This window comes from Streptomyces sp. NPDC087263 (assembly GCF_044744645.1).
Lineage (GTDB): Bacteria > Actinomycetota > Actinomycetes > Streptomycetales > Streptomycetaceae > Streptomyces.
On sequence record NZ_JBIUYT010000001.1, the window covers coordinates 1101831 to 1126564 of the forward strand.

Consider the following 24734-nt stretch of genomic DNA (forward strand, 5'->3'; position numbering starts at 1 on the left):
GCTGGATGAGCGGATCAGCTGGACCAGCCGGGTGCGGTCGGTGTCGGTCGGAATCGGTCGCGGGGTGGCGCCGGTGCGGGGTGGCCGGCCCGGGCCGGCCACCCGGGCCTCGTCCCGTATCGCCGTTACGCCCCCGACCCCATGACCACGTTCGCGCCCGGCACCGTCTGCAGCAGCGGTGTCAGTACGGCGACCTGAGGGAGCTTCAGCTCCGGCAGGCCGAAGTTGTCGGGGTTCGGCGGCGTGAGCGGGGTGTCCAGGGACAGCCCCGGGGTCAGGGTCCGGAGGTCGGCGGCGGGCGCTCCGACTCCGAGGTGGTCGAAGCCGTCCCCGAGGACATGCGGAAGGGGCGTGTGTACGTCCGCCCCGGGCAGCCCGGCACCCACCGGCAACTGCGGCAGGGCACGCTCGGGGAGCAGCCGACCCTCGACGTACCGGGGGCCGTCGGGGCTGCCCGGCATGGGTACCGGCAGCTGCCCGGAGACCTTGGGCAGCTGCATGTTGAGGGCACTCTCCACCCCGTCCAGTGGTACAGGGACAGGTACCGTCCCGGCCGCGACGGCGGGGGTCGCGGCGGCGGCACCCACCGCTGCCGCGACGCCGGTCAGGACAGCGGCAAGAGTTCCTCGAGTGGTCGACTTCATTTCAGGTACGGTCCCTTTCAGGATTCGGGGGGGTCAGCGTCCGTACCGCGTAACGATCCTGAGATCCTCATCAGCGCAAGATTCCCCCAACGAGCCCAATAGTCAGCTCGTCCAGAAGTCCCACCATCGGGTCAGGATCAGCATTCCGATGACGCCGATGTGCAACACCGGCAGGACCCAGGTGAATTCGGCGAGGAATCCTCTCAACCAGCCCGGCGCGGGCAGGAATCCCTTCCGTACGTTGAATGACGTCACGTACCAGAACATGAGGATCGTGGCGACCCACGCCAGACAGCACCACAGGCACAGCGAGTTGATGCGGTAGAGCGACTGGAACTGCAGCCAGGTGCAGAATCCGACGCCGAACAACGTACCCGCGTCGAAGACCAGCCAGTACCAGCGCGGAAAGACCGCTCCGGCGAGCAGACCGACACCGACGCAGATGACGATGGCGTACGCCACCAGGCCCAGCATCGGGTTGGGGAACCCGAAGGCCTCGGCCTGGTCGCTCTTCATGATGTTGCCGCAGGAGACGACCGGGTTCAGGCTGCACCCGGGCACGAAGTCCGGGTTCTCCAGCAGTTTGAACTTGTCGATCGTGATGACCCAGGAGGCCAGCAGACCCGCGGCCCCCGTGATCACCAGCAGCAGGGCGAGCGCGCGGCCGCCGCCCGCGGTTCGTGTCATCAGCCGCGCAGGCGGCGCGCGGGCAGCAGGACGTGCGCGGCGCTGTTCAGGGTCTCCTCGTCACCCGCGAAGGCGGCCAGGTTCTCCGGATCGACGGGCTTGCCGGGCTCGGCGACGGGCCAGGCGCGGGTGGCGAACAGGAAGTAGGCGTAGCCGCGTTTGCCGACCGCCGCGAGCCACTCGGGGGGAACGACGCACTGGGCGTTGAGGGACGGCATCGTGACGACGGCCTGGTCGGCCTCGACAAGGAGGGTGAGCGGCAGGCTCGGGTACCGCGAACCGTCGAGGAGCGTGTCGCCGACGGGCAGACCGTTGTCGCTCAACAGCCGCTCGATGGCGGCCGAGGTGGCCTCCGGACCGCCCTCGCTGTCACCCAGGGAGTAGGCGAGGAGATACGGCATGTCGCCGTCGGGGGCGTCACCGCTGAAGGCCATCACGGCGAGCGTGCCGAGATCTGCGGCCCGGAAAGGGCGCGTTTCGCTTGAGGTTGAGGTCACCGCGGAACCTTATCGACGCACCCGAACGGGGCCGCCCCTTTGTCACCCGACCGGGCGACAACCGCCCGCCCGACCACACGAACGAGGGACGTTTTTCGAACAACCCACAGCACAAAGCCCACAGCGAAAGTCCACAGCGGGAACCCACGACTGACAACGCACAGCCGACAACGCGAAGGGCCGACTCCGCAAGGTGCGGAATCGGCCCTGGAGCCTGTGTACGACTCAGCCCGCGTACGACGTCACTTGTTGACGCAGGTGTTGCCGAACGCCGGGTTCAGCAGACCGATGACGTCGATCGTGTTCCCGCAGACATTCACCGGAACGTGCACCGGGACCTGAACGACGTTGCCCGAGAGGACACCCGGGGACTTGACCGCCGCACCCTGCGCACCGGCGTCGGCGAAGGCGCTGCCCGAAGCGGCACCAGCGGCCATTCCGGCGGTGGCGATAATCAGAGCGGCTTTCTTGGCAGTGTTCATCTTCAGACCTTTCCTTGGAGATTTACTCCAGCGTATGGAGATGTCAGCAGGCCTCGCGGAAAAGACACGCGATGAAATGAGCTGATTAGCTCCGGTCAGCCCTGGAGGGGAAGTCCGCCGAGGAGCGCCGTGGGGCCACCGGCCGAGTTGAGCGCGTCCGTCGCGCTGCTCACGGCGCCGAGCGGTGAGCTCGCGTTCTCGGTGTTGAGCGCGTCCGACTGGTGCTGTAGGGGCTGTACGTCCTCCAGGCTGAGCGAGCGCTGGCTGGTGATGGTCTCCAGGGCGCCGTTGAGGCTGGTGGGGGTGACGTCGGATGCCTCGTAGGCAAAGGCGGGCGCGGCGGCACCAGCAATGGCGATGGACCCGGCAACGACAGCGGCGGCCTTCAGGGACTTCATCGTGTTCCTTTCTTCGGCAACTCATGTCACCAGAGGGAATGTGTATACGCCCTGGCTAACGAGGACCCGACGCGACGGAAACCCTGTGTGCAGAAGTTTCCTGCACCCCACCCGAATGAACGGCGCGTCGCATTCATATAAGAGCGAATGCAAAACAGCCGCCGTGCCGACCGGAGCGGTCGGCACGACGGCGGGGGGGGCGACTGCTTCGCCTCAGGCACCGCTCCCCGTACTCAGGAGGGCAGAGGACCGCCCGCCGGGAGGGCCGGAACCGCCGGAACAGCGGGGGCCGCCGGAACCGCCGGCAGTGAGGACAGGCTCGGCAGACCGGGCAGATCCGGCACGGGCAGGCCGCCGCCGAGCACCACGGCGACGATGAGGTTGACGAGTCCCGTGACCACGGCCGTCGCCGCGGGGACCACTCCGGCGGGATCGCCGGAGGTGACCGCCGCGAGCAGCGTGTCGACCGCCTTCTGCAGGGCGGCGAGCGCGTCGGCCTTCAGGTCCGCGGGAGCCGCGGCACGGGAACCGCTCGCACCGGGAGCCTTGTCGTCGTCCTGGTCCCCGGCGTTCTTGGGCAGCGCGGGCACGGCAGGCAACGCCGGAGCGGCAGGCAGCGCGGGGACGGCCGGGGTGGCAGGCAGCGCAGGCGCCGCGGGGACGGCCGGCGCATCGGGGACCGCCACCGGGGGCGTCACCGGAACCGCCGCGGTGAGCTTGGCGATCGCGTCCTTCACGGCCTGGCCGAGTGTGGCCGCCTGGTCGGCGGAGAGCTGGCCGTTGTCCGCCTTGAGCACGGCGTCGAGCAGATCGGTGACCGGTTTCAGTACGCCGCCGATGTCGGCCAGGGACTGGACCTGCGCCAGGAGCGCGTCCGCGCCCGGGACGGGCGCCGCCGCCGCAGAGGTGCGGCCACGCGCCGAGTCGCTGTCCGCCGCCACGGCGGCCGGTGCGGCGATCCCGAGCAGAAGCGTGGCGCAGAGTGCGGAGGACGCGATGCGCCGTGCGGGCAGAGCACGCATGGATGGTTCCCTTCGATGGTTCGTTCGGACCTTGTGCTCACCGTGGAAGTGGTCATCGCCGTCTGCAACCGATCGAATGCCCTGCGTAGCGGGCCTGCGTGCTTGGCGCGGGTGTCCTCCCTGGTGAGGCGCTTACCGGGAGAAGGGACCCGCCTCCCACCATTCGGGGCAACGCGAACCGGCCGCCCTCCCGTTGGGGAGGACGGCCGGCAGAAGGTCCGCGTTGACCTCAGTCGTTGACGCAGGTGTTGCCGAACGCGGGGTTCAGCAGGCCGATGACGTTGATCGTGTTCCCGCAGACGTTGACCGGGACGTGGATCGGGACCTGCAGGACGTTGCCCGACAGGACGCCCGGGGAGTGGGCGGCCGCGCCGTGTGCGTCGCTGTCGGCGGCGGCGATGCCGGCGGTGCCCGCCACGGCGGCGGCGGCAACGGAGGTCAGGGCCAGGCCCTTCGCGATACGCGACATGGAGAAGTGCTCCTTGAAATCGACACAACATCCGGGCGGGGATGCCCGGCTCTGGAATCAACGCGCGGCACGCACGCGGGTTGTGCCTCCGAAAGAGTGATCTCCAAAACTGCCCGACTTCACCATTCCGACACACTTGTCAGCTTTCACCGATAAATACGGATAGCGGCTAGTGTTGCGTTCCTCCCGAGGCCGCGTGGCAGCAGGCCTCACAAGACGTCGCAAACAGACGGGGAGTCAACGCGCACATATGTGATCTGCAGATTTCCGTCGATCCGGAGTCCACCGAACGCTCCGGACGTCCGCTGGTCCAGAACCTTTTCCCCCGAAAGGGCACCGCCGGTCATGCGTAATTCCCCGGGTCCTCTGCTGCGCCGTGCGATGGTCGGCTGCTCTGTCCTCGCCACCCTCCTGGCACCGGGCTGCCCCGCGACGGCCGCGCCGTCTGCCGCCGAGGCGGAGAGCGTCACCTTCACCCAGCGCTACCGCGCACTGCAGCACGGCGGAATCGTCCGGGCGGCCAACTCCTCCATCAGCTGCCGCGCGACGCTCACCCGGCCGTCGCCGTCCTGCTCCGCCGCACGCGCCGGCAAAAAGGGCGTGAACAGCGACTTCGACATGTTCTACGTCGACGTAGACAAGGACCCGAACACCTACAACTCCAGCCTCGGCGAGGTCCGTCTGCCGCAGGGCGCGCGGGTCACGTACGCGCGGCTGTACTGGGGCGGCAACCTCAAGGTCGGTGAGCAGAAGCCGGCGAAGGACAACGGGCGGGTGCTGATCGCGGAGCCCGACGGCGAGTACAAGGCCGTGCTCGCGGACAGCGTGGTCGGGCACCGGGTGGCGCGCGGCGCCGACGCGTTCCAGGCCTCGGCGGACGTCACGAAGCTGGTGCGGGAGAACGGTTCGGGGCTGTACACGGTGGCCCAGGTCAATGTGGCGATGGGCCGCTCCGCCGCGGGGGCCTGGGGCGGCTGGACGCTGATGGTGGCGTACGAGAAGCAGTCGGAGCCGCTGCGGCAGCTGGCGATGTGGGACGGCTTCGACTCGCTCGGCCCGCGCGAGGACCAGGTGATCCGGCTGCGCGGGCTGCGGTTCCCCGAGGGGGCCGCGGGGCGTGCGGGGCTTGTCGCTTACAACGGCGACCGCGGGAGCCGGGGCGACTCGCTGACCGTGTCGACCGGACGCGGTGGGCCGACCGTGCTTGCCGACCGGGCCAACCCTCGTGACGACGTGCTCAATTCGACGATCAGCGAACCGGGTCCTGACGCGATCGAGCGGGTTCCGGCGTATCCGAACACGCTCGGCTACGACTCGGACGTTCTCGAACTTGGTAAGGGGATCCGCCGCGGGGGTGACCAGTTGACCTTCCGGCTCGTTTCGCAGCGGGACACGGCGTGGGTCGGGGCACTGTTCACCGCCGTCGACGCGAAGCAGTGACGCGCGCGCCCGCGCGCCGTCCGTGAGCGAGGAACCGCGCATGCAACTGTCAACCGACCCTCCGTCGCGGGTCCTGCACATCACCCAGCCGGTCGACGGCGGTGTCGCCCGGGTGGTGACGGACCTGGTGAAGGCGCAGCTCGCCGCCGGAACGCACGTCACCGTCGCATGCCCGGGCGGCAGCGACCTCGCCCGAACCCTCCGGGCGCTCGGCGGCGACGTACGCGACTGGCAGGCGACACGTGCGCCGGGGCCATCGCTGCCTCAGGAGGTACGGCGACTCGGGCGCCTCGTCGCGGAGGTGCGGCCCGATCTGGTGCACGCGCACAGCGCCAAGGCCGGGCTGGCCGCCCGGCTCGCCGTGCGCGGGCGGGTGCCGACCGTTTTCCAGCCGCACGCCTGGTCGTTCGAGGCCGTCGGCGGGGTCACCGCGGGGCTCGCGCTGAAGTGGGAGCGGTGGGGGGCGCGTTGGGCCTCCCGGGTGGTGTGTGTCAGTGAAGCGGAGCGCGATACCGGCGTACGCGCCGGAGTGCACGCTCCCTGGTGCGTGATCCCGAACGGGATCGATCCGGCACGCTTTCACCCCGCGGCCGTGGACACCGTACGAGCCGGTATTCCGCTGCTCGCCGAAGCGGGGGTCGGGCCGGCGACGCCCCTGGTGGTCTGTGTGGGGCGGCTGTGCCGGCAGAAGGGGCAGGAGGTCCTGCTTCAGGCGTGGCCCGAGGTGGTCCGGCGGGTGCCCGCGGCCCGGCTCGTGCTGGTCGGGGACGGGCCGGACGCCGAGCCACTGCGGGCCGGGGCGCCCGGCGGGGTGCTGTTCGCCGGGGCCGCCGAGGATGCCGTCCCTTGGTATCAGGCCGCCGATCTGGTGGTGCTGCCGTCCCGTTGGGAGGGCATGGCGCTGGCACCGCTGGAGGCCATGGCCTGTGGGCGCCCGGTGGTGCTCACCGACGTGGACGGCGCCCGGGAGAGCCTGCCGCCGGACCTCCGCGAGCGCTGTCTGGTGCCGTCGCAGGCGCCGGTCCCGCTCGCCCACACCATCTCCGAACTGCTGTCCGACCCGCTGTTGTGCGAGTCCCTCGGCCATCAGGGACGCCGCCACGTACTGACCACGCACGACGTGCGCCGTACGGCCGACGCGGTCGCGGACGTCTACCGCGAGCTGCTCACTCCGAGGCTCGGCGTGGACACCGCGAGCGGGGAACCCACCGAGTGCAGGGAGCCCATCCACTCGTGACTGCGGAAAGCACCGTTCCCTCCCCGGGCGGACAGCCCCGGGAGTACGGATTCTCGCCCGTCTCGGTCATCCCTCCTCGCGGGGTCGCCGACGGCTTCAGATTCCCGGCCGGACAACGGCCTTCCCTGCGGCGGGCTTCAAGGCTGCCGCTGCTCGCCGTGGACGGCGGTGCGGCGCTGCTGGCCGGCCTTGCGCTCACCCAGACCCAGCGCCAACCGCTGCTGGTCCTCGCGCTGGTGCTCGGGGTGGTCTGGCTGAACGCGCACGCGTCGCTGTACCGCGCCGAGCCCGTGCCCGCCGTACTGGACGAACTGCCCGCGGTCTGCGCGCGGATCGCGGTGGCCTGGTGCGTGCCGGCGGCCCTGCTCGCGGCGCTCTTCCCCGCCGGCGCGCTGTCCGCCCGGACCCTGGCCGTGGGCTGCGTTATGCAGTCGGCGGCGAGTTGCGCGGGCCGCGGCGCGCTGCACTGGCGGCGGCGCAGGGCCCTCGTGCTGCGCCCCGGTGCCGCCCTGGTGATCGGTCCGGCCGCGACGGCTCAGCGGGTGGCCGCGGCCTTCCTGCGCCATCCGGCCTGCGGAGTGCGGCCGGTGGGTATCGTCGCCGACCAGCCGACCGGAGGGGACGGGCTGCCGGTCCTCACCACCGGCGAGGAGGTGCAGCGGGCCCTCATCCAGAACAGTGTGCGGGTCGCGCTCGTGGTGAAGTCCGGCGGCGAACGCGGGCCGCTGCTGCGGGCGTTGGCCGAGGCGGGCTGCGTGGTGTGGGAGATCGACGCGGACTCGCCGTCGTACGACAGCGGGACGCACGGGCTGCACGGCCGGCTCGCGGGGTTCTCCTGTCGACCGCTGTCCGCCCCCGGCCGCCGTGGCAGCATCGGCAAGCGGCTGCTCGATGTCGCCGTCTCCGGGACGCTGTTGCTGCTGGTCAGCCCGCTGCTGCTGGTGTGCGCGGTCGTGCTGCGGCTGAGCGACGGGCCCGGCGTGGTCTTCCGGCAGGAGCGCATCGGCAAGGACGGGCGCCCCTTCACCCTGCTGAAGTTCCGCACCCATCGCCCGGTCGACGCGCACGAGGCCGCGACCCGCTGGAGTGTGGCGAACGAACGTGAGATGAGCCGGTTCTGCCACTTCCTGCGGCGCACCTCGCTGGACGAGCTGCTCCAACTGTGGAACGTGTTCTGGGGTGACATGAGCCTGGTCGGTCCGCGCCCCGAACGCCCTTACTTCGTGGGGAAGTTCAGCCAGACCTACCCGGGTTACGCGGCCCGCCACCGGATGCGGACCGGCATCACAGGACTGGCCCAGATCCACGGGCTGCGCGGTGACACCTCCATCGAGGACCGCTGCCGGTTCGACAACGCCTACATCGACAACTGGTCGCTGTGGCAGGACATCTGCATCCTGCTGCGCACGGCCGCCGCGCTCGTACGTCCGACGGGGAGCTGAGCCGGTGAGCCAAGTCCTGCCCCTCTCGCCCCTGGGCACCCTGACATCCGCCCTCGGGCGGGCGCTGCCCGTGCTGCCCGTCGTCGCCGTGATCGCCCTGCTCGGGCTGCCGGTCGCGCCCGGCGGCGAGGGCGGCGCGACGGTGGCCGACGCCGTCTCCGGGCTGGTCGTGCTGTGCTGCGCGGTGCGTCTCGTACGAGGCCGGCGGCGCCCCCTGTCCCGTACGGCGGCGCTGGTCATCGGGCTGCCCGTGGTCGGTATCGCGGTCGCGGCGGCCGGTGCGGCGAGCGCCGGGGCCGGGATCACCGGCCTCGCCCGCTACCTCCAGGTGTTCGTGCTGGTCCCGGCGGCGGTGCTGCTGCTGGTGCGGGACCGGCGTGACTTCCGGCTGCTGGCCTGGTCGTTCGTCGGCCTCGCGCTGTGGCAGGGGGCGATCGGGGTGCACCAGTACGTCACCGGGACCGGCGCCTCCTACCAGGGCGAGGACATCCGGGCGGTGGGGACCTTCGGGGCCACGGACATCATGGGGATGGCGACCGTGGTGGCGTTCGGGCTGGTGTGTGCGGTGGGGCTGGCGCTCGGGTCGGGCGCCGCCCGGCAGCGGACGGCCGCCGTGGTGTGCTCGCTGGTACTGCTGCTGCCGCTCGCGCTGTCCTTCAGCCGGGGCGCGTGGATCGCCACGGCGGCGGCGTGCGGTGCGCAGTTGGTGCTCGCGGGACTGCGGCGGGCGGTGAAGGTGGGCGCGGTGGTGGCCGCCGTGGTGGTGATCCTCGTGGGCGGCTTCGGCGTCGGCTCCGCGATGCTCCAGGAGCGGATCAGCAGCATCACGCAGGTCACCGACGCGCCGGACCAGTCGGTGACCGACCGGTACACGATGTGGGCGGCGGCCGCCGGCATGTGGCGTGAACACCCCCTGACCGGCGTCGGGTTGAAGGGCTTCCCCGACCACCGAGACGGCCACGCCTCCCTCGCGCTCTCCTCGGGCAGCGACACCGCAGGCGCCGGCGCCGCCTTCCGCAAGCAGCCGCTGCTCTCCCCGCACAACATGTACCTCCTCGTCCTCAGCGAACAGGGGCTCATCGGACTGCTCGCCCTCGCGGGCAGCTGGCTGGCACTCCTGGCGTGCGCGCTGCGGGGGCTCGTACGGACCCGGCGGACCGCGTCGGACATCGGCACCGCCTCGGGCCTCGACTGCGCGCTGGTCGCGTGCGGGCTGCTCGGCTGGCAGTTGATCGACTTCATGTACGCCGACATCGGCGGGCCTTCGACCGTGCTGACCGCCGTCTGCTTCGGGCTCGTGGGCTGGTGGGCGCTGATGGATCCGGCTTCCTCGGCAGCGCGGTCGCCGTCTCGGTCGGTGGCGGCTCCGGGATCACTGGAGAAGGCCTCGACGCGATGACGGTGACGCCGCCTCGGGCGGAGGCCGAGGGTGGGGCGGGTGGCGAGGTCGACGGCGCGACCGGGCCTACGGTCAGCGGTACAGGTCGCAGCGCGGTGGCGCGCCGGGCCGACGCGGGCAGGACTGCGGGCACGACCGGCGCCAGCACGGTGACGCGCGCTCCCAGCGGCGGCAAAGGCGCGGGCGCAACCAATCCCAACGCCGTGGCGCGCGCGGCCGGCGCCGGCACGGCTCCGGGTGCGGCCGGCGGCAGTAAAGCTCCGGCCGCAACCGGTTCCGGCGTCGTCGCGGGTGGCGCCGGCGGTTCCGGGGGGCAGGCGGCTTCCGTCCCTCTCCCTGCTGCTCGTACCGCGCCCCCGACCGCAGCGAAGGCCGATGACCCGCCCTCCTCCGGCAGCCGTTTCCTCGCCAAGGCCGCTCTTGTCACCGTCGCGCTGTCCATCGCGGGAGCGCTGCTCGGCCTCGGCCGGGACCAGGCGTTGGCGCATCTGTTCGGGGCCGGGTCGGAGACGGACGCGTTCCTGGTGGCGTGGACGGTGCCGGAGTTCGCCTCGACGCTGCTGATCGAGGACGGGCTGGCCTTCATCCTCATCCCGGCGTTCAGCATGGCGGTGGCCCGGCGGGCGCAGGGAGCCGCGGGCGATCCGGTCCGTGCGCTGGTCGCCAGTACCCTGCCCCGGCTGTCGCTGGCCTTCGTGGCCGCCTGTGCGCTGCTGATCGTCGGGGCGCCCCACCTGGTCGAGGCACTCGCACCCGGTCTGCCCGATCCCCAACTGGCCGTGGACTGCACCCGGTTGACAGCGACCTGCGTCCTGGGCTTCGGCTTCGCCGGGTACTGCAGCGCGGTGCTGCGGGCGCACCGGCGTTTCGTCGCGCCCGCGGTGATCTACGTGGCGTACAACACCGGGATCATCACGGCGATGTTCGTCCTTGGCGACCACTGGGGCGTGCGCTCGGCGGCCCTCGGGGTCGCGGTGGGCAGCGGGCTGATGGTGGCGGCGCAGGCGCCCTCGCTGTGGCGGCAGCTCCGGCGCAAGCAGGTGGTGGCAGAAGGCCCGGGCACCGCCGAGGAGGCGCGCCCGATGGACCTGAGCCTGGTCACCACGGTGCTGCTCTTCGCCCTGTGCCGCCAGTCCCAGATCCTCATCGAACGCTTCCTGGCCTCCTCGCTGCCCGCCGGCGCCATCTCGCATCTGAACTACGCCCAGAAAGTGGCCCAGATGCCGATGGTGCTCTCGCTGATGCTGTGCACCGTCACCTTCCCGGTGGTCGCGCAGGCGATCGCCGAGGGTGACACAGAGCGCGCCCGCAACCGCGTGGAGCGCGATCTCGTGCTGGTCTCCTGCACGGTGCTCCTGGGCGCGGCGGTGGTCGTCGCGTGTGCGCCCCAGATGATCCAACTGCTGTTCCAGCGGGGCGCGTTCACCGCGCAGGACACGGCGGTCACCGCTTCCGTCATGCGCGTGTACGCCCTCGGGCTGCTCGGCCACACGCTGGTCGGCGCGCTCGTCCGCTCGTACTTCTCGGGCGGTCGGCCCACCTGGTACCCGCTGTTCGCGATGACCGTGGGGATCATCGCGACCTCCTGGATCGGCGCGCTGACCGTCGGCTCCTGGGGGGTGCTCGGGATCGCCGCCGCCAACGCCCTCGGCATCACCATCAGCGCCGTATTCCTGCTGTACGGCATGGGCCCGCGCAGTGTGCCGATCCGTACCCGCCAGGTGCTCGCCGAGATCAGCAAACCGGTGCGCGCAGCGGTGGTCGCCGCCTTGGTGGGCGGTCTCTGCGCGAGCCGTGTGGACTCCCCCCTGCTCGCTCTTGTCACCGGCGGCACAGTCGTGACCGTCGTCTTCGCCCTGCTCGCCCGGGCCCTGGGGGTCCAGGGCTTCGCACCCGCCCTCCGTTCGCTCACACAAAGGCTCCCGCATGCCCGTTTCCGCTGACACACCCGCCACCAGACGCCTCGACACGACGGCTCCGTGGGTGGCCATGTACCACTCGGTGGGCGACCCCTCCGAGGACCCGTACCGCATCACGGTCTCCCCGGACCGCCTCGACCAGCAGCTGACCTGGCTGCGGCGGCGCGGCCTGCGGGGCGTGAGCATGAGCGACCTGCTCGCGGCCCGCGCCCGGGGCAAGGGGCGCGACCTCGTCGGTCTCACCTTCGACGACGGGTACGCCGACTTCGTCGACAACGCCCTGCCGCTCCTACAGCGCCACGACTGCGGCGCCACCCTCTTCGTCCTGCCCGGCCGGCTGAGCGGTGACAACGCCTGGGATCCGCTCGGCCCCCGCAAACCGCTGCTGAGCAAGCAGGGCATCCGGCTCGCCGCCGCCTCCGTGGGCATCGAGATCGGCTCGCACGGGCTCACCCACGTCGACCTCACCCAGGCCGACGACGCCCTCGTGTACGCCGAGGTCGCCGAAAGCAGAGCAGTGCTCTCGGATTTGATCGGTGCTCACGTCGAGGGCTTCTGCTATCCGTACGGGACGATCGACCAGCGGGTCGTGGACGCCGTACGGAACGCCGGATACACGTACGCCTGCGCGATCGACCCCGGCCCGCTGACCGGCCCGCTCGCCCTCCCCCGCGTCCACATCGGCGAGAACGACACCGCCGTACGCCTGCTGCTGAAGCTCAAGCTGCACCGCCTGCGCCGGCGTCCGGCCGAGGGGGTCTGATGAAGGCCCTGCACATCATCACGGGCCTCGGTGTCGGCGGCGCCGAGCAGCAACTCAGGCTGCTCCTGCGCCATCTGCCGGTCGACTGTGATGTCGTCACCCTCACCAACCCGGGCGCCGTCGCCGACGGGCTCACCGACGACGGTGTGCGCGTCACGCACCTCGGCATGGCGGGCAACCGCGACCTCGCCGCGCTCCCCCGCCTGGTGAAGCTGATCCGCGCGGGCCGGTACGACCTCGTGCACACCCACCTCTACCGGGCCTGCGTGTACGGCCGGCTCGCCGCCCGGCTGGCGGGAGTCCGGGCCGTCGTCGCCACCGAACACTCACTCGGCGACTCCCAGATGGAGGGGCGCAGGCTGAGCGCGGGGGTGCGGGCGCTGTACCTGGCCAGCGAGCGGCTCGGCCGGTCAACCGTCGCCGTCTCGCCGACCGTCGCCGACCGGCTGCGCCGCTGGGGCGTGCCCGCACCACGCATCGAGGTCGTCCCGAACGGTATCGACCTGGCCCGCTTCCGCTTCGCCCCGGAGCTGCGCGAGCGTACCCGGCGCCGGCTCGGGCTGCCGGAGGGCGCGTATGTCGTCGGCGGGGTCGGCAGGCTCACGGCGGGCAAGCGGTTCGACGTACTCCTCCGCGCGCTGGCCGAACTGTCCAGCGATTACTGGCTGTTGCTCGTCGGCGGCGGCGCGGAGGAGAACGTGCTGCGGCGGACGGCGCACGAGGCCGGGGTCGCGGACCGGGTGCTGTTCACCGGCGAGCGCCCCACCGGCGGCCTGCCCGGGGCGGATCTGCCGTCGCTGATAGCGGCCATGGACGTCCTCGCCTCGCCCTGCGCCGAGGAGGCGTTCGGCCTGGCCGTCGTCGAGGCGATGGCGGCCGGACTGCCCGTGCTGTACGTGTCCTGCCCGGCCGTCGAGGACCTGCCGGTACAAGCAGGCCTCGGTGCCCGTCGGGTCCAGGGCGGCTCGGACTCGTTCGCCCGCGCCCTGAGAAAGGTCCGCGAGGAGGGTCCCGCGCCTCGCTCGGTACCGGACGCCGCCCACCACTACTGCATCACCCGCAGCGCCGCACAGCTCATGGACGTGTACGCGGCCGCTGTGACCCGCACCTGACTGGGAGTGAGTTCCTGATGATCGAAAACCCCACCAGAGGCCTCCGACCGAACGCAGCGGCCATCGCCCGCGCGAAGACCATGCCCCCCTGGTCCTTGCTCGCCGCCGGCGCCGTGCTCGGCGGGCTGCTCGGCGGCGCGTACGGGGTCGTGAAGACGCCGACGTACACGGCCACGAGTTACGTCGTCGCCGTACCGACCGAGAAGTCGGACCCGGCGGCCGCCCTCGGTTTCGCCCAGGCCTACGGCCGGGTCGCCACCCAGCTCGCCGTGCTCGGCGACGCGCAGGTGTGGGCCGGGGTGCCGGTGAAGACCCTCCAGGAGAGCGTGCAGACCGCGACCTCTCCGGACGCCCCGATGGTCTCCGTCTCGGCGACGTCCTCGCGCCCCGACCTCGCCGCCGACATGGCCAACGCCGTCTCGCGCGCGCTGACCCGGCACGCGAACGACGCCAAGGCCGAGACGAACGTCGAACTCCAGCAGTTCGCCCGCGCCACGAAGCCCACCGAGGCGTCCTCGGCCTCGCCGGGCGTGACCGCTCTGGTGGGCGCCAGCGCGGGCGGCCTGCTCGGCGGTCTGGTGCTGCTGGTCCGTCCCCGGCGCACCGTGGACGCCGCCCGCCCGGCCTCCGTGCCGAGCCCCGCCACGGCCGCCGATGTGCGCGGGCAGATGTGAGCGGCACGCTGCAGACCGCCGCCGCCGGGACGCTGGTGGCCGAACTCGTCACCGACGAGCGCGAGTTCGCGGAACTGGGCCCGGCCTGGGGCCGCCTGTACCGGAGTTGCGCCACGGCCACCCCGTTCCAGAGTCACGCCTGGCTGCACTCCTGGTGGCTCTCCTACGGCACCCCCGGCCGACTGCGGCTGGTGCTCGTGCGTGATGACAGCGGCGAACTGCGTGCGGTGGCACCGCTGATGCGGGTACGCCGTCCGCTGCCCGCGCTCGTACCGCTCGGCGGGGCGATCTCCGACTACGGGGACGTCCTCATCGACGACGAGCACGCCGACCGGGCGGCGGCCACGCTCACCGAGGGGCTGTCGGCGGCCGCCCGCACCGCGCTCATCGACTTCCGCGAGGTGCGGCCCGGTGGCGCGGTGGAGCGGATCTTCGAGCGCTGGCGCGGGCCGCGCAGCCGGGTACGCGACTCGCTCTGCCTGGAGCTGCCGGGCACCTCGATGGACGAACTGGTCGGCCGGCTCCCCTCCTCGAAGGCCCAGCGGGTGCGGGCCAAGCTGCGCAAGCTCAGCGCGCTCGGGGTCGAGCAGCGTGTCGTAGGCCATGACGAGGTGGACGCGGCGCTGCGACGGCTGCTCGAACTGCATCAACTGCAGTGGCAGGGACGGAAGGTGACGTCGGAACACCTTCAGGAGCGGTTCTCCGAGCATCTGGTCCGGTCGGTCGGTCCGATGGTGCGCTCGGGGGACGCGGTGGTCACCGAGTTCCGGCTCGACGACACCGTGATGGCCGTGGACCTCACGCTGCTCTCGCGGCGCCTGGCGGGCGGCTATCTGTACGGCGCCCATCCGCAACTGCGCGAACGGAAGGCGGATGTCGCGGTGATACTGCTCAACGCCTGCGCCCAGCACACCGAGGCGGGCGGACGCGCGGCGCTGAGCCTGCTGCGCGGTGACGAGCCCTACAAGCACCACTGGCGCCCGGAACCCGTCGTCAACCAGCGCCTGCTGCTGGCCCGGCGGCGAACGGCGCCGCTGATGTCGGCGGTCGTCTGCGACGTCGCCGCGCGCAGCCGGGGCAAGGAACTCCTGCGTCGCTGGAGGGAGCGCGGTGGCGGCAGGCCGTGAACGACCCGCCGCCACCGCCCTCATGACCGCGTCACCTGTCGCGCGACCACCAGTCGAAGCGGAGGCAGAGCTTCCCGCCGATCCAGTACTCGACCCAGTCGCTCAGGTCCACCGGCGAGCAGTTGGGCGGGCTCACCGGGTTGGGCGGCGGAGTCGGTTCGGGTGTCGGTGGTGTGGGTGGTGTGGGAACGGGCGTGGGATCCGTATGGCCGGACAGCGCCGAGCGGTAGATCTCGGACGCCTTCGGGTTGTCCGCGCACTGCCACACACCGTGCGGGCAGTAGTCGGTGACCGTGTTGTACAGCGGCTTGTGCTCGTCCATCCACGCGAGCATGCGCTTCATGTAGGCCGCATTGTCACCGTTGCGGAAGAGTCCCCATTCAGGATAGGAAATGGGCTTGCCATGGGATTTGGCAAAGTCCACGTGCTCCTGAAGGCCGTACGGCTCTTTCACCTGCTCGTCGAATGACAGTCCCGACGGCTGGTCGTACGAATCCATACCGATGATGTCGACCGTGTCGTCCCCCGGATAGCACTGCGTCCAGGGGATGGCGTCCCGGCCGCGATTCGGGGTGAAGTCGAACCGGAATTTCTGTCCCGGCACCGCCCGCATGGTGGTGACGATTCTGTTCCAGTACTTCTTCCAGGCCTCCGGGTCGGGACCGCAGCGATGGGTGTACGTAATGCCGTTCATTTCCCAGCCGAGCACGATGACGGTGTCCGGCACCTTCAGTTCGACAAGGCGCTCGGCCAGTGCGCGGAAGTGTTTGTCGAACGCTCCTGAGGCGGCCTGGCGCAGCAGCACCTTGACCTCGGCGTCGGAGACGCGCTCCTCGTTGCGCTCCATCATCGGCACGTTGAGGACGAGCATCCGGTCGTCCTGTTCGCGCCGCCAGTCCGCCCAGACGTCGAGGAAGCCGGGGGCGCCCTCGATGTTGCTCCAGCGGTCGCCGGGCAGATACGTGTGCCCGACGCGGAGTTCGGTGCCGCCCAGCCACTTGCTGAGCTCGGCGATCCGGGCGACACCGCGGGCGCCGTAGTCCAGGTAGGCGCCGAACGCGGGTGCCTTGTCGGCGGGCTTCGGTTCGGTCGTGTCCGTGGGAGTCACGGGCACCGTAGGTGACGCGGGTGGCGTGAGTGGTGCGGGCGTCACAGGTGTCGTCGCCGGGGTCACCGACGCCGGTGTCGGCGCCGGCGGATCGTCGACTCCCACCACCCCGGCGCCCACGGCGTATCCCGGACCCGACGCCAGGGCGACCGACGCGACGATGCCGGCCGCGACGCACGCCAGCCGTCTGCTCCGGAGCCGTTGCTGCTGAGGGGCCATGCCTGCTCCTCTCTCCACTCTGCTGTTCCGACGGCACATTCCGTCTTCCGGTACTCGATCTGCCTTCTGGCTACTTCTGCCTACTGACACTCAGTCATATGAATACCCATTCCGCCAACCGAGGCTCCGGCCTTTGTGTGCGCCGATCACCCGCACGGGTGACCGACCCGAAGGAAATTCCGTGCCGCTTCTCGACACCCGCGTCCCCGCCGTGCTTCTACGGATCGACCGAAACCCCTTTCACCACGGAACGCTGGGGGCCGCACGCTCGCTCGGCAGAGCGGGCGTGGAGGTGCATGTCGTCGCCGATTCAACGGGAAGTCCCGTCCGCAGGTCGCGTTTTGTCAGCGAGATGCATCCCCCGCCACCGCCCGGCGCATCCACCGGAGAAATCGTCACCGCATTGCGCCGAGTGGCCGCGCGCGTATCCCGTCCCGCCGTACTCATCCCGATGGATGACGTGAGCGCCGTCGCGGTCGGCCGGTGCCGTGAACACCTCGCCCCCTCCTATCTGCTGCCGCAGCAGCCTGACGCGCTCGCCGAACGCGTGGCGGACAAGGCGGAACTGGCCGCCGTGTGCGAGAGCGCGGGCATTCCGCACCCGGTGACGCTGATTCCGGACAGTCCGGCGCAGGCGGTCGCGGCGGCCTGGCAGTTGGGGCTGCCGGTGGTGGCGAAGTGGAGCCGCCCCTGGCTGGTGCCCGCCGGGTCGGGGCTGCGCAGCACGGTGGTGGTGCGCTCGCCGCAGGAGGCGCAGGCGCTGTATCTGCGCGCCGAGGAGGCGGGCAGCCGACTGCTGTTGCAGGCCTTCCTGCCGCCGGGCCCCGACCGCGACTGGTTCTTCCACGGGTACGCCGACCGGTCCGGGGCGGTGCACGGAGGCGGCCCCGGCCGCAAGCAGCGCGCCTGGCCGCGCGGTGCCGGGCTGACCGCGGTCGGCCGCTGGACCCCCAACCCGCAGCTCCAGTCGCTCGTCGAACAGCTCATCGGGGCGCTGGGCTACCGCGGCGTCTTCGACCTCGACTTCCGCCGGGACGGCGCGAGCGGCCGCTACCACCTGCTCGACTTCAACCCCCGCCCCGGCGCCCAGTTCCGGCTCTTCGCCGACGGGGCGGGCCTGGATGTCGTACGCGCCCTGCACCTGGACCTGACGCACCGTCCGCTGCCGGACCCCGCGCCGCTTCCCGGCCGCGCGTTCGTGGTGGAGAACTACGCCCCGCTCAGCGCGCTGCTCCCCCGGCCTGACGGGTGCGAGCTCGCCTGGCACGCACGGGACGATCTCGCGCCCGGGTTCACGATGTGGGCCCTGTGGGGCCGCCATGTGATCCGGCGCCTGCTGGACCGCGTACGGCGTACGGCGCCTGTCGCCGATCGGGCGCGGGTCGCACGACAGCCGGGCACCCCGACCCCGGCTCCCCTGACCGACGACGAGAAAGCGAGTAGCTGCTGATGTACGACCTCCTGGTGGTGGGAGCCGGCCCGTACGGCCTGTCCGTCGCCTCCCACGCCGCCGCGACCGGGCTGAGCCTGCGCGTCCTCGGCCGGCCCATGGCGTCCTGGCGTGACCACATGCCCCGCGGCATGTTCCTGAAGTCGGAGCCGTGGGCGTCGAACCTCTCCGACCCCGCGGGCCGCTGGCGCCTCGACACCTACTGCGCCGGTCAGGGCGTCCAGGCCCGGCACGGCGAGCCCATCCCGGTCGAGATGTTCGCCTCGTACGGGCTGTGGTTCGCCCGCAACGCGGTGCCCGAGGTCGACGAGCGAACGGTGGTCCGGGTGAGCTCCGTCACCGGCGGCTTCGAGGCGGTCCTGGACGACGGCGAGATCCTGCACGCCCGCACGGTCGTCCTCGCCATCGGCGTCCTGCCCTTCGTCGAGGTACCGGCCGCCCTGCGTGAGCTCGGTCCCTCGTACGTCTCGCACAGCAGTCACCACGGCGACCTCGACCGTTTCCGCGGCCAGGACGTCACCGTGCTCGGCGGTGGTCAGGCAGCGCTGGAGACGGCGGCCATCCTCGCCGAACAGGGCACCCGTGTCCGGGTCCTGGCCCGCGCCGACCAACTGAACTGGAACGACGTGCCGCCCGCCTGGGAGCGCCCGTGGTGGGAGTCGGCCCGCACCCCGCACAGCGGCCTGGGCCCCGGCTGGCGCAACTGGTTCTACGCCGAGCGCCCCGGTCTCTTCCACCGGCTCCCGGAGACCACCCGCGCCCGGATCGCGGCCACGGCCCTGGGCCCGGCGGGCGCCTGGTGGGTACGCGACCGCGTCGAGCCGGCCGTCGAACTGCTCCTTGGCCACCAGGTCGCGGCGGCCTACCCGACCGGCGGCGGCGTACGCCTGGAGACGGTGGGCGGCGGCGGTGAGCTGACCTCCCTGGAGACCGAACACGTCATCGCCGCCACGGGGTTCAGGGCGACCCGCGAACGGCTCGGCCTGCTCTCCGACGAGTTGCGCGGGGACCTGGCCGCGGTGGCCGACGGTTCCCCCGAGGTCGGCCGGGACTTCGAGTCCTCGGTGCCCGGCCTCTTCATGGCGGGCCTGGTGACGGCGGCCGGCTTCGGCCCCGCGATGCGCTTCGTGCACGGCGCCGCGTTCACGGCCGAGACACTCGTACGAGGGGTACGGCGGCGGCTGCGCACGATGCCTGTGCCGGTACCCCAGCGGCGGCGCGAGGCACCGGACCCGGCTCGGCGGTGACGCGCGCCCGGGTGCCGGGCGCGTGACGCGTCCGGCACCCGAGGGGCGTGCTGGACCCTGTCGTCACATTCCCGTCTGCCTCCGGGCGACGACGGGAATGTGACGACAGAACCTAGCGACGGGACGCGGCTCGGCCTCGTCGGTACAGGACGGTTCCGCCCGCGAGGAGGGCGGCGCTGGCGGCCGAGGTCGCGAGCAGTCCCTCACTGCCGGTGTGCGGCAGGGCGGGCGGGGGCCCGGAGGGAGTTCCAGGCGGGGTGCCGGGAACGGTAGGGGGAACGGTAGGGGGAGGGGCCGTGGGCGGGGTGGTGGGGGGTGTCGTCGGCGGCGTCGTGGGAGGCGTCGTCGGCGGCTTGGTGGGTGGGAGGGTCGGCGGCGTCCTGGGGGGCGTCGTCGGGGGTGTCGTGGGCGGGGTGGTGGGAGGCGTCGTCGGGGGCGTGGTCGGCGGGGTGTCGCCGTAGCCCGCGGGGCCGTTGCCGCAGTCGTTGCCGAAGGCGGGGTTGCCCACACCGACCACGTCCACCGTGTTGCCGCACGCGTTCACCGGCACGTCCACCGGGGCCTGGACGCTGTTGCCCGACAGGACGCCGGGCGAACCGTGCGTCTCGCCGTAAGCAGCGGAGCCGGAGCCACCACCCTGGTCACCGCCATAGCCGCCCGAGTGGCCGGAACCGTAGCCCGACGAGTCGTCACGGCCGGAGGAGCCGTGGGAACCGTGGGAACCGTGGGAACCCGAACCGGAGCCGTTGGCACAGGAGTTCCCGAACGCCGGGTTGAGCGCGCCGATCACGTCGACGGTGTTGCCACAGGCGTTCACCGGTACGTTCACCGGAAGCTGGAGGTTGTTGCCCGACCCTGCGCCGGGCGAGTCCTGGGCGCTTCCGTTCGCGTGCGAGTCGGCGAAGGCGGGGGTGCCGTACAGGGACAGGATGCCCGTCGTGGCCGCGGCCACGACCATTCCCCTACTCAGGGTCTGTCGCAATCTCTTGCCTTCCTGCTCGATGAAGTGAGGAAAGCCGGCCCTGGAACCGAAAGGCGTTCCAAGGCCGGCTGTGACCCAGCCGATGTGGCTGCTGCGCTGTCTGCGTCAGTCGTTGACGCAGGTGTTGCCGAACGCGGGGTTCAGCAGGCCGATGACGTCGATCGAATTGCCGCACACGTTGACAGGAACGTGGACGGGAACCTGGACCACGTTGCCCGAAAGGACACCCGGCGAACCGACGGCCGCACCCTCGGCTCCGGCGTCCGCGAACGCGGGGGAGGCGAGTCCCAGGGCCATGATCGCGCCCGCGACGATGGCAGCGCTCTTCTTGAGCTTCACGTGCTTTCCCTTCTCTACGGTCATGCCCCTATGACGGCCGAAACCGAGCGAGCACAGCATGAACGGCTCGCACCATGACCTACAGGCTGTAAACGAGGGAAAGACGGCCGAAGAAACTACGCGAAGTAAGCCGTTTGGGAATTCACTCGAATCGCCCTGTGTCGCGTCAATACGGAAGCTTCACAAGGGAAGAGGCACTTCGACAAAAGACTTCGGCCGAACACTTCACTCAACGGAAAGAATTACGGAAGAGCCCGGGCGGCCCGCGCGTGAACACGACGGGCGGCCCAAGCCACTACGGGGGGGGCGACGGATCAGCTGTGGCTGGCGCCGTTGCCGGACAGGACCGGGATGTTGTCCAGGATGTGCGAGAGCGGCTCGTCGCCCTTGGCCTGGGTGGAGTTCTCGGTGCACTGCTGGTTCTGCGGGGCCGAGAGGATCGGCACGTCCTGGAGGACGGTGACCGGCACCAGGACGCCGACGATCGAGGCCAGGTTGGCCTTGACCGGCAGGCCGACGCAGAGCTTGTTCAGGGAGCCCTGTGCCAGTGAGAGGTGGGGGCTCTTCTCTCCCTTCGTCTTGGCGTTGCCGTAAGACTGCTCGGCGCCGTTGCCGTTCATGGTGGTGACGCCCTCGTCGTTCCCGATGGCAAGCGCCTGGGGGGCGGAAGCCGCCGAGACACCGACGACTGAAACGGCGACCGCAGCCGTGGCCATTGCCTTCTTGAACATTTCTCCGGTTTCCTTTCGTGGCCGAGACACACATGTGCCTGCTCCGCCTCAACTGTGGGCTGGGCGAATGGTTTCTCAAGGTCACCCGATTGGCCCGTTCAGCTCCCCGGAATTCACGGAAAAGCTCGCGCGCGTGCTCCGTACCAACGGCTTTCGCAAATGGGCCATTGGGGTGAATCGCAGCAACTATGCGGCCCGGGCGCAGTTGTCCAGAGCGCTCCGGTGGACGGGGTTACTCCAGAAGGGACCATGCAAGTGATCAAGAAGGTTATGGCTGCCGCGGCGGTCGCCGCTTCCGTCGCCGGTATCTCGGCTGCCGCCGCGCCCCAGGCGCTGGCGATCGGCAACGACGAGGGTGTCACCACCACCAACGGCAACGCTGCCCAGCAGATCTACGGCAACCAGGAGACCTACGGGAAGATGAGCCCGCAGATGGCGCTCGTCCAGGGCTCCCTGAACAAGCCCTGCATCGGCCTGCCGGTCAAGGCCAACCTGGCCTCGCTCGTCGGCCTGGTGCCGGTCACCGTCCTCCAGGACGTGCCGATCCTCTCGGCCCCGCAGAACCAGCAGTGCACCGAGAACTCCACCCAGGCCAAGGGCGACGAGCCGCTCTCGCACATCCTGGACAACATCCCGGTCCTGTCCGGCAACGGCGCCGACCGCAGCTGATCACTCAGCATCGCGGGCCGCGGGACGCTCTTCGAGCGGCCCGCGGCTCCTCTCACCATCAACGGCGACGCGTCAGCTCCGGTCCTGCGGAACCCCTGTGGGCCAAATGGGGCACACCGCGCAACCACGCCGTCCACCGCACTGTTGATCACCACGCGGCTCCACAAACGGAGTCCACTCTCCGAAGGGAACGAACGAACATGAAGAAGCTGTGGGCAACCGCCGCCATCGCCGCCTCCGTCGCCGGAATCTCGGCCACCGCCGCGCCCCAGGCCCTCGCCATCGGCAACGACGAGGGTGTCACCACCACCAACGGCAACGCTGCCGTCCAGAGTTACGGCAACCAGTCCACGCACGGCGACATGAGCCCCCAGCTCGCGCTCGTGCAGGGCTCCCTGAACAAGCCGTGTGTCGGCCTGCCGGCCAAGGCCAACCTGGCCTCGCTCGTCGGCCTGGTGCCGGTCACCGTCCTCCAGGACGTGCCGATCCTCTCGGCCCCGCAGAACCAGCAGTGCACCGAGAACTCCACCCAGGCCAAGGGCGACGAGCCGCTCTCGCACATCCTGGACAACATCCCGGTCCTGTCCGGCAACGGCGCCAGCCACAGCTGATCACTCTCGGCACCATGGACAGCGGGTCACTCTTCGGAGTGGCCCGCTGTTCTCATGCCCGCCGGAGGGTCTCAGGTCCGGTAGAGCGCCTCGATCTCGTCCGCGTAAGCCGCCGTCACCGCGTGGCGCCTGACCTTCAGGGACGGGGTGAGCAGTCCGTTGTCCTCGGTGAACTCGCCTGCCACCAGGGTGAAGCGGCGGATGGACTCGGCGCGCGAGACCGCCTGGTTCGCGTGGTCGACTGCCTTCTGGACGTCGGCGCGCATCCGGGGGTCGGCCGCGAGCTCGGACAGCGGGGTGTCGGCGGGCAGGTCACGTACGGCGAGCCAGTGGGTGACGGACTCGGGGTCCAGGGTGATCAGGGCGGCGACGTAGGGGCGGTTGTCGCCGACGACGACGCACTGGCCGACGGGCGAGCGGCTGCGCAGCCGGTCCTCCAGGACGGCGGGTGAGACGTTCTTGCCGCCGGAGGTGACGAGGAGGTCCTTCTTGCGGCCGGTGAGGGTGAGGTAGCCGTCGTCGTCGAGGGCGCCGAGGTCGCCGGTGGCGAACCAGTCGTCCCGCAGGACCGCGTCCGTGGCCACCGGGTTGTTCCAGTAGGCGCCGAAGACGACGCCGCCCCTGACGAGGACCTCGCCGTCGTCGGCGATGCGGACGGCGGTGCCGGGGACCGGGAGGCCGACGGTGCCCGGGCGGGGGCGCAGCGGCGGGACGATCGTCGCCGCGGCCGTGGTCTCGGTGAGGCCGTAGCCCTCGTAGACGATGATTCCGGCGGCGAGGAAGAAGAGGTTGAGGTCGCGATCGAGCGGGGAACCGCCGCTGATGGCGTAGCGGGCCCGGCCGCCGAGTTCCTTGCGGATGCGGCGGTAGACCAGCAGGTCGTAGAGCGCCCAGGCGGCGTACAGGCCAGGGCCTGGTCCCTTGCCGGTCCCCAGGAACTTGTTCAGGTACGCCTCGCCGAAGCGGACGCCGATGCGGTCGGCGCGGTCGAAGGAGGCGCCGCGGCCGATCTTCTCGGCGGTCGCGCGGCCGGTGTGGTGGATCTTCTCGAAGAGGTAGGGGACGCCGACCAGGAAGGTCGGCCTGAACTCCCTTAGGGCGGGGCGGAGTTCGGCGGGCTTGATGCTCGGGCAGTGGCCCACCTCGATGCGGGCCATCAGGCAGGCGATCTGAAGGGTGCGGCCCATGATGTGGGCGAGTGGGAGGAAGAGCAGGGTCGAGGCGGTCTGCCCGGTGACCTCCTCGAAGACGGGGTGCAGCAGCTCGACCGTGTTGGCGGCCTCGGCGTGCAGGTTGGCGTGGGTGAGGACGCAGCCCTTGGGCCGGCCGGTGGTTCCGGAGGTGTAGCAGAGGGTGGCGATGGTGTCCGGGGTGAGGGCGGCGCGGCGCTTGTCCACCTCCGCGTCGGTGATGTCCTGGCCCAGGGTGGCGAGTTCGGCCATGGCGTGCGCGTCCAGCTGCCAGACGCGCGGGGGTTCGGGGTGCCGGGTCGTGGCGGTGGCCACGGTGTCCGCGTTCTCCGGGGTCTCGACGATCACGAAACGGGCGCCCGAGTCCCTGACGATCCACTCCACTTGCTCGGCGGACGAGGTCGCGTAGACGGGGACGCTCTGGCCGCCCGCCGCCCAGATGGCGAAGTCGAGGACCGTCCACTCGTGGCGCGTACGGGACATCAGCGCGACCCGGCCGCCCGGTTCGAGCCCGGCAGCGATCAACCCCTTTGCGGTGGCGGTGACTTCGCGGGCGAAGGACGCCGCGGTGACCGGCTGCCAGGTGCCGTGTTCCTGGCGGCGCAGGACGACGGCTCCCGGGAACTCGGCCGCGTTGGTGAAGGGCAGGTCGGCGGTGCTGCCGGTGGTGGGGGCCGGGGCCAGGCGTGGGGTGCGGGCCTCCCGGACGGTGCCGGTCGAGTCCCTGGTCAGCTCCACCTCGGTGCGGGACGCGGGACCGGTGTGCTTCCTCGCCCGCTTCAGGTCCTTGCGTACGCCCATCACGGCTCCCGGTCGCAGGGTGCTGAACGGGGGTCAACTTACCCAGGCGTAACGGAAATTCAACGGATTGTGCTT

General features: G+C 71.0%; 25 protein-coding genes. 13 read left to right on the top strand and 12 right to left on the bottom strand.

Translation table 11 applies throughout. The features are described 5' to 3' along the window. Positions 1-125 precede the first annotated feature (125 nt). The 7 genes from ACIPC1_RS04860 to chpG form a co-directional block, all read right to left on the bottom strand. On the bottom strand, positions 126-644 hold the full coding sequence (locus tag ACIPC1_RS04860; RefSeq protein ID WP_402513218.1) for a hypothetical protein: 519 nt from the start codon (positions 642-644) through the stop codon (positions 126-128). Between the two features lie 102 nt (positions 645-746). Next, positions 747-1331 carry a vitamin K epoxide reductase family protein gene (locus tag ACIPC1_RS04865; protein ID WP_402513220.1) on the bottom strand — a complete coding sequence of 195 codons (585 nt, stop codon included), beginning with the start codon at positions 1329-1331 and terminating at the stop codon, positions 747-749. Then, the gene (locus ACIPC1_RS04870; RefSeq protein ID WP_402513221.1) at positions 1331-1828 is read right to left on the bottom strand and encodes a DUF5949 family protein; all 498 of its coding nucleotides are present in this window, start codon (positions 1826-1828) and stop codon (positions 1331-1333) included. The genes ACIPC1_RS04865 and ACIPC1_RS04870 overlap by 1 nt, the downstream gene beginning before the upstream one ends. 242 nt (positions 1829-2070) lie before the next feature. Beyond that, on the bottom strand, positions 2071-2265 hold the full coding sequence (locus tag ACIPC1_RS04875; RefSeq protein WP_384374121.1) for a chaplin: 195 nt from the start codon (positions 2263-2265) through the stop codon (positions 2071-2073). 140 nt (positions 2266-2405) lie between these two features. Further along, positions 2406-2708: a hypothetical protein gene (locus tag ACIPC1_RS04880; protein ID WP_384373685.1), complete on the bottom strand. Its 303-nt coding sequence runs from the start codon at positions 2706-2708 to the stop codon at positions 2406-2408. A gap of 233 nt (positions 2709-2941) precedes the next feature. Next, entirely contained in the window at positions 2942-3730 is a 789-nt protein-coding gene (locus tag ACIPC1_RS04885) for a hypothetical protein (protein ID WP_402513223.1), read from the bottom strand. A gap of 229 nt (positions 3731-3959) precedes the next feature. After that, the gene (chpG, locus tag ACIPC1_RS04890) at positions 3960-4199 is read right to left on the bottom strand and encodes a chaplin ChpG (RefSeq protein ID WP_384373680.1); all 240 of its coding nucleotides are present in this window, start codon (positions 4197-4199) and stop codon (positions 3960-3962) included. 345 nt (positions 4200-4544) lie between these two features. Between chpG and ACIPC1_RS04895 the strand changes: the two genes are divergently transcribed. From ACIPC1_RS04895 to ACIPC1_RS04935, 9 genes are read left to right on the top strand one after another with little or no spacing between them, the layout of a single operon-like run. Beyond that, entirely contained in the window at positions 4545-5639 is a 1095-nt protein-coding gene (locus ACIPC1_RS04895) for a DUF3344 domain-containing protein (RefSeq protein WP_402513225.1), read from the top strand. Positions 5640-5679: 40 nt separating this feature from the next. Further along, entirely contained in the window at positions 5680-6876 is a 1197-nt protein-coding gene (locus tag ACIPC1_RS04900) for a glycosyltransferase (RefSeq protein ID WP_402513227.1), read from the top strand. Beyond that, positions 6873-8318, top strand: a complete 1446-nt coding sequence (locus ACIPC1_RS04905; protein WP_402513228.1) for an exopolysaccharide biosynthesis polyprenyl glycosylphosphotransferase — start codon at positions 6873-6875, stop codon at positions 8316-8318. The genes ACIPC1_RS04900 and ACIPC1_RS04905 overlap by 4 nt, the downstream gene beginning before the upstream one ends. Positions 8319-8334: 16 nt before the next feature. Beyond that, positions 8335-9717, top strand: a complete 1383-nt coding sequence (locus tag ACIPC1_RS04910; protein ID WP_402513420.1) for an O-antigen ligase family protein — start codon at positions 8335-8337, stop codon at positions 9715-9717. Next, positions 9624-11660 (top strand): lipid II flippase MurJ, encoded by a 2037-nt coding sequence (locus ACIPC1_RS04915; protein ID WP_402513230.1) that lies wholly within the window; start codon positions 9624-9626, stop codon positions 11658-11660. The genes ACIPC1_RS04910 and ACIPC1_RS04915 overlap by 94 nt, the downstream gene beginning before the upstream one ends. Next, positions 11644-12399 (top strand): polysaccharide deacetylase family protein, encoded by a 756-nt coding sequence (locus ACIPC1_RS04920; RefSeq protein WP_402513232.1) that lies wholly within the window; start codon positions 11644-11646, stop codon positions 12397-12399. The genes ACIPC1_RS04915 and ACIPC1_RS04920 overlap by 17 nt, the downstream gene beginning before the upstream one ends. Further along, complete coding sequence (locus ACIPC1_RS04925) at positions 12399-13511, top strand: glycosyltransferase (protein WP_402513233.1); 1113 nt, start codon at positions 12399-12401, stop codon at positions 13509-13511. The genes ACIPC1_RS04920 and ACIPC1_RS04925 overlap by 1 nt, the downstream gene beginning before the upstream one ends. 17 nt (positions 13512-13528) lie before the next feature. After that, entirely contained in the window at positions 13529-14185 is a 657-nt protein-coding gene (locus ACIPC1_RS04930) for a lipopolysaccharide biosynthesis protein (RefSeq protein ID WP_402513235.1), read from the top strand. Beyond that, entirely contained in the window at positions 14182-15312 is a 1131-nt protein-coding gene (locus ACIPC1_RS04935) for a GNAT family N-acetyltransferase (RefSeq protein ID WP_402513237.1), read from the top strand. Before ACIPC1_RS04930 ends, ACIPC1_RS04935 begins: the two co-directional genes overlap by 4 nt. A gap of 31 nt (positions 15313-15343) precedes the next feature. On the opposite strand, the gene ACIPC1_RS04940 is transcribed toward ACIPC1_RS04935, so the two are convergent. Further along, on the bottom strand, positions 15344-16639 hold the full coding sequence (locus ACIPC1_RS04940) for a glycoside hydrolase family 26 protein (RefSeq protein ID WP_402513239.1): 1296 nt from the start codon (positions 16637-16639) through the stop codon (positions 15344-15346). A 181-nt stretch (positions 16640-16820) separates the two neighbouring features. Between ACIPC1_RS04940 and ACIPC1_RS04945 the strand changes: the two genes are divergently transcribed. Continuing rightward, positions 16821-18089, top strand: a complete 1269-nt coding sequence (locus tag ACIPC1_RS04945; RefSeq protein WP_402513241.1) for an ATP-grasp domain-containing protein — start codon at positions 16821-16823, stop codon at positions 18087-18089. Continuing rightward, the gene (locus tag ACIPC1_RS04950) at positions 18089-19336 is read left to right on the top strand and encodes an NAD(P)/FAD-dependent oxidoreductase (protein ID WP_402513243.1); all 1248 of its coding nucleotides are present in this window, start codon (positions 18089-18091) and stop codon (positions 19334-19336) included. The genes ACIPC1_RS04945 and ACIPC1_RS04950 overlap by 1 nt, the downstream gene beginning before the upstream one ends. 112 nt (positions 19337-19448) lie before the next feature. Here ACIPC1_RS04950 and ACIPC1_RS04955 read toward each other — a convergent pair whose 3' ends face one another. The 3 genes from ACIPC1_RS04955 to ACIPC1_RS04965 form a co-directional block, all read right to left on the bottom strand. Continuing rightward, the gene (locus ACIPC1_RS04955; protein ID WP_402513244.1) at positions 19449-20294 is read right to left on the bottom strand and encodes a chaplin; all 846 of its coding nucleotides are present in this window, start codon (positions 20292-20294) and stop codon (positions 19449-19451) included. Positions 20295-20423: 129 nt separating this feature from the next. Continuing rightward, positions 20424-20615 (bottom strand): chaplin, encoded by a 192-nt coding sequence (locus tag ACIPC1_RS04960; protein WP_365436816.1) that lies wholly within the window; start codon positions 20613-20615, stop codon positions 20424-20426. A 356-nt stretch (positions 20616-20971) separates the two neighbouring features. After that, positions 20972-21388 carry a rodlin gene (locus ACIPC1_RS04965; RefSeq protein ID WP_402513246.1) on the bottom strand — a complete coding sequence of 139 codons (417 nt, stop codon included), beginning with the start codon at positions 21386-21388 and terminating at the stop codon, positions 20972-20974. Between the two features lie 255 nt (positions 21389-21643). Between ACIPC1_RS04965 and ACIPC1_RS04970 the strand changes: the two genes are divergently transcribed. Continuing rightward, entirely contained in the window at positions 21644-22057 is a 414-nt protein-coding gene (locus ACIPC1_RS04970; protein WP_384373646.1) for a rodlin, read from the top strand. Positions 22058-22257: 200 nt separating this feature from the next. Beyond that, complete coding sequence (locus ACIPC1_RS04975; RefSeq protein ID WP_402513249.1) at positions 22258-22668, top strand: rodlin; 411 nt, start codon at positions 22258-22260, stop codon at positions 22666-22668. A 71-nt stretch (positions 22669-22739) separates the two neighbouring features. Here ACIPC1_RS04975 and ACIPC1_RS04980 read toward each other — a convergent pair whose 3' ends face one another. Beyond that, positions 22740-24659, bottom strand: a complete 1920-nt coding sequence (locus ACIPC1_RS04980) for an AMP-dependent synthetase/ligase (RefSeq protein ID WP_402513250.1) — start codon at positions 24657-24659, stop codon at positions 22740-22742. Between the last annotated feature and the right edge of the window lie 75 nt (positions 24660-24734).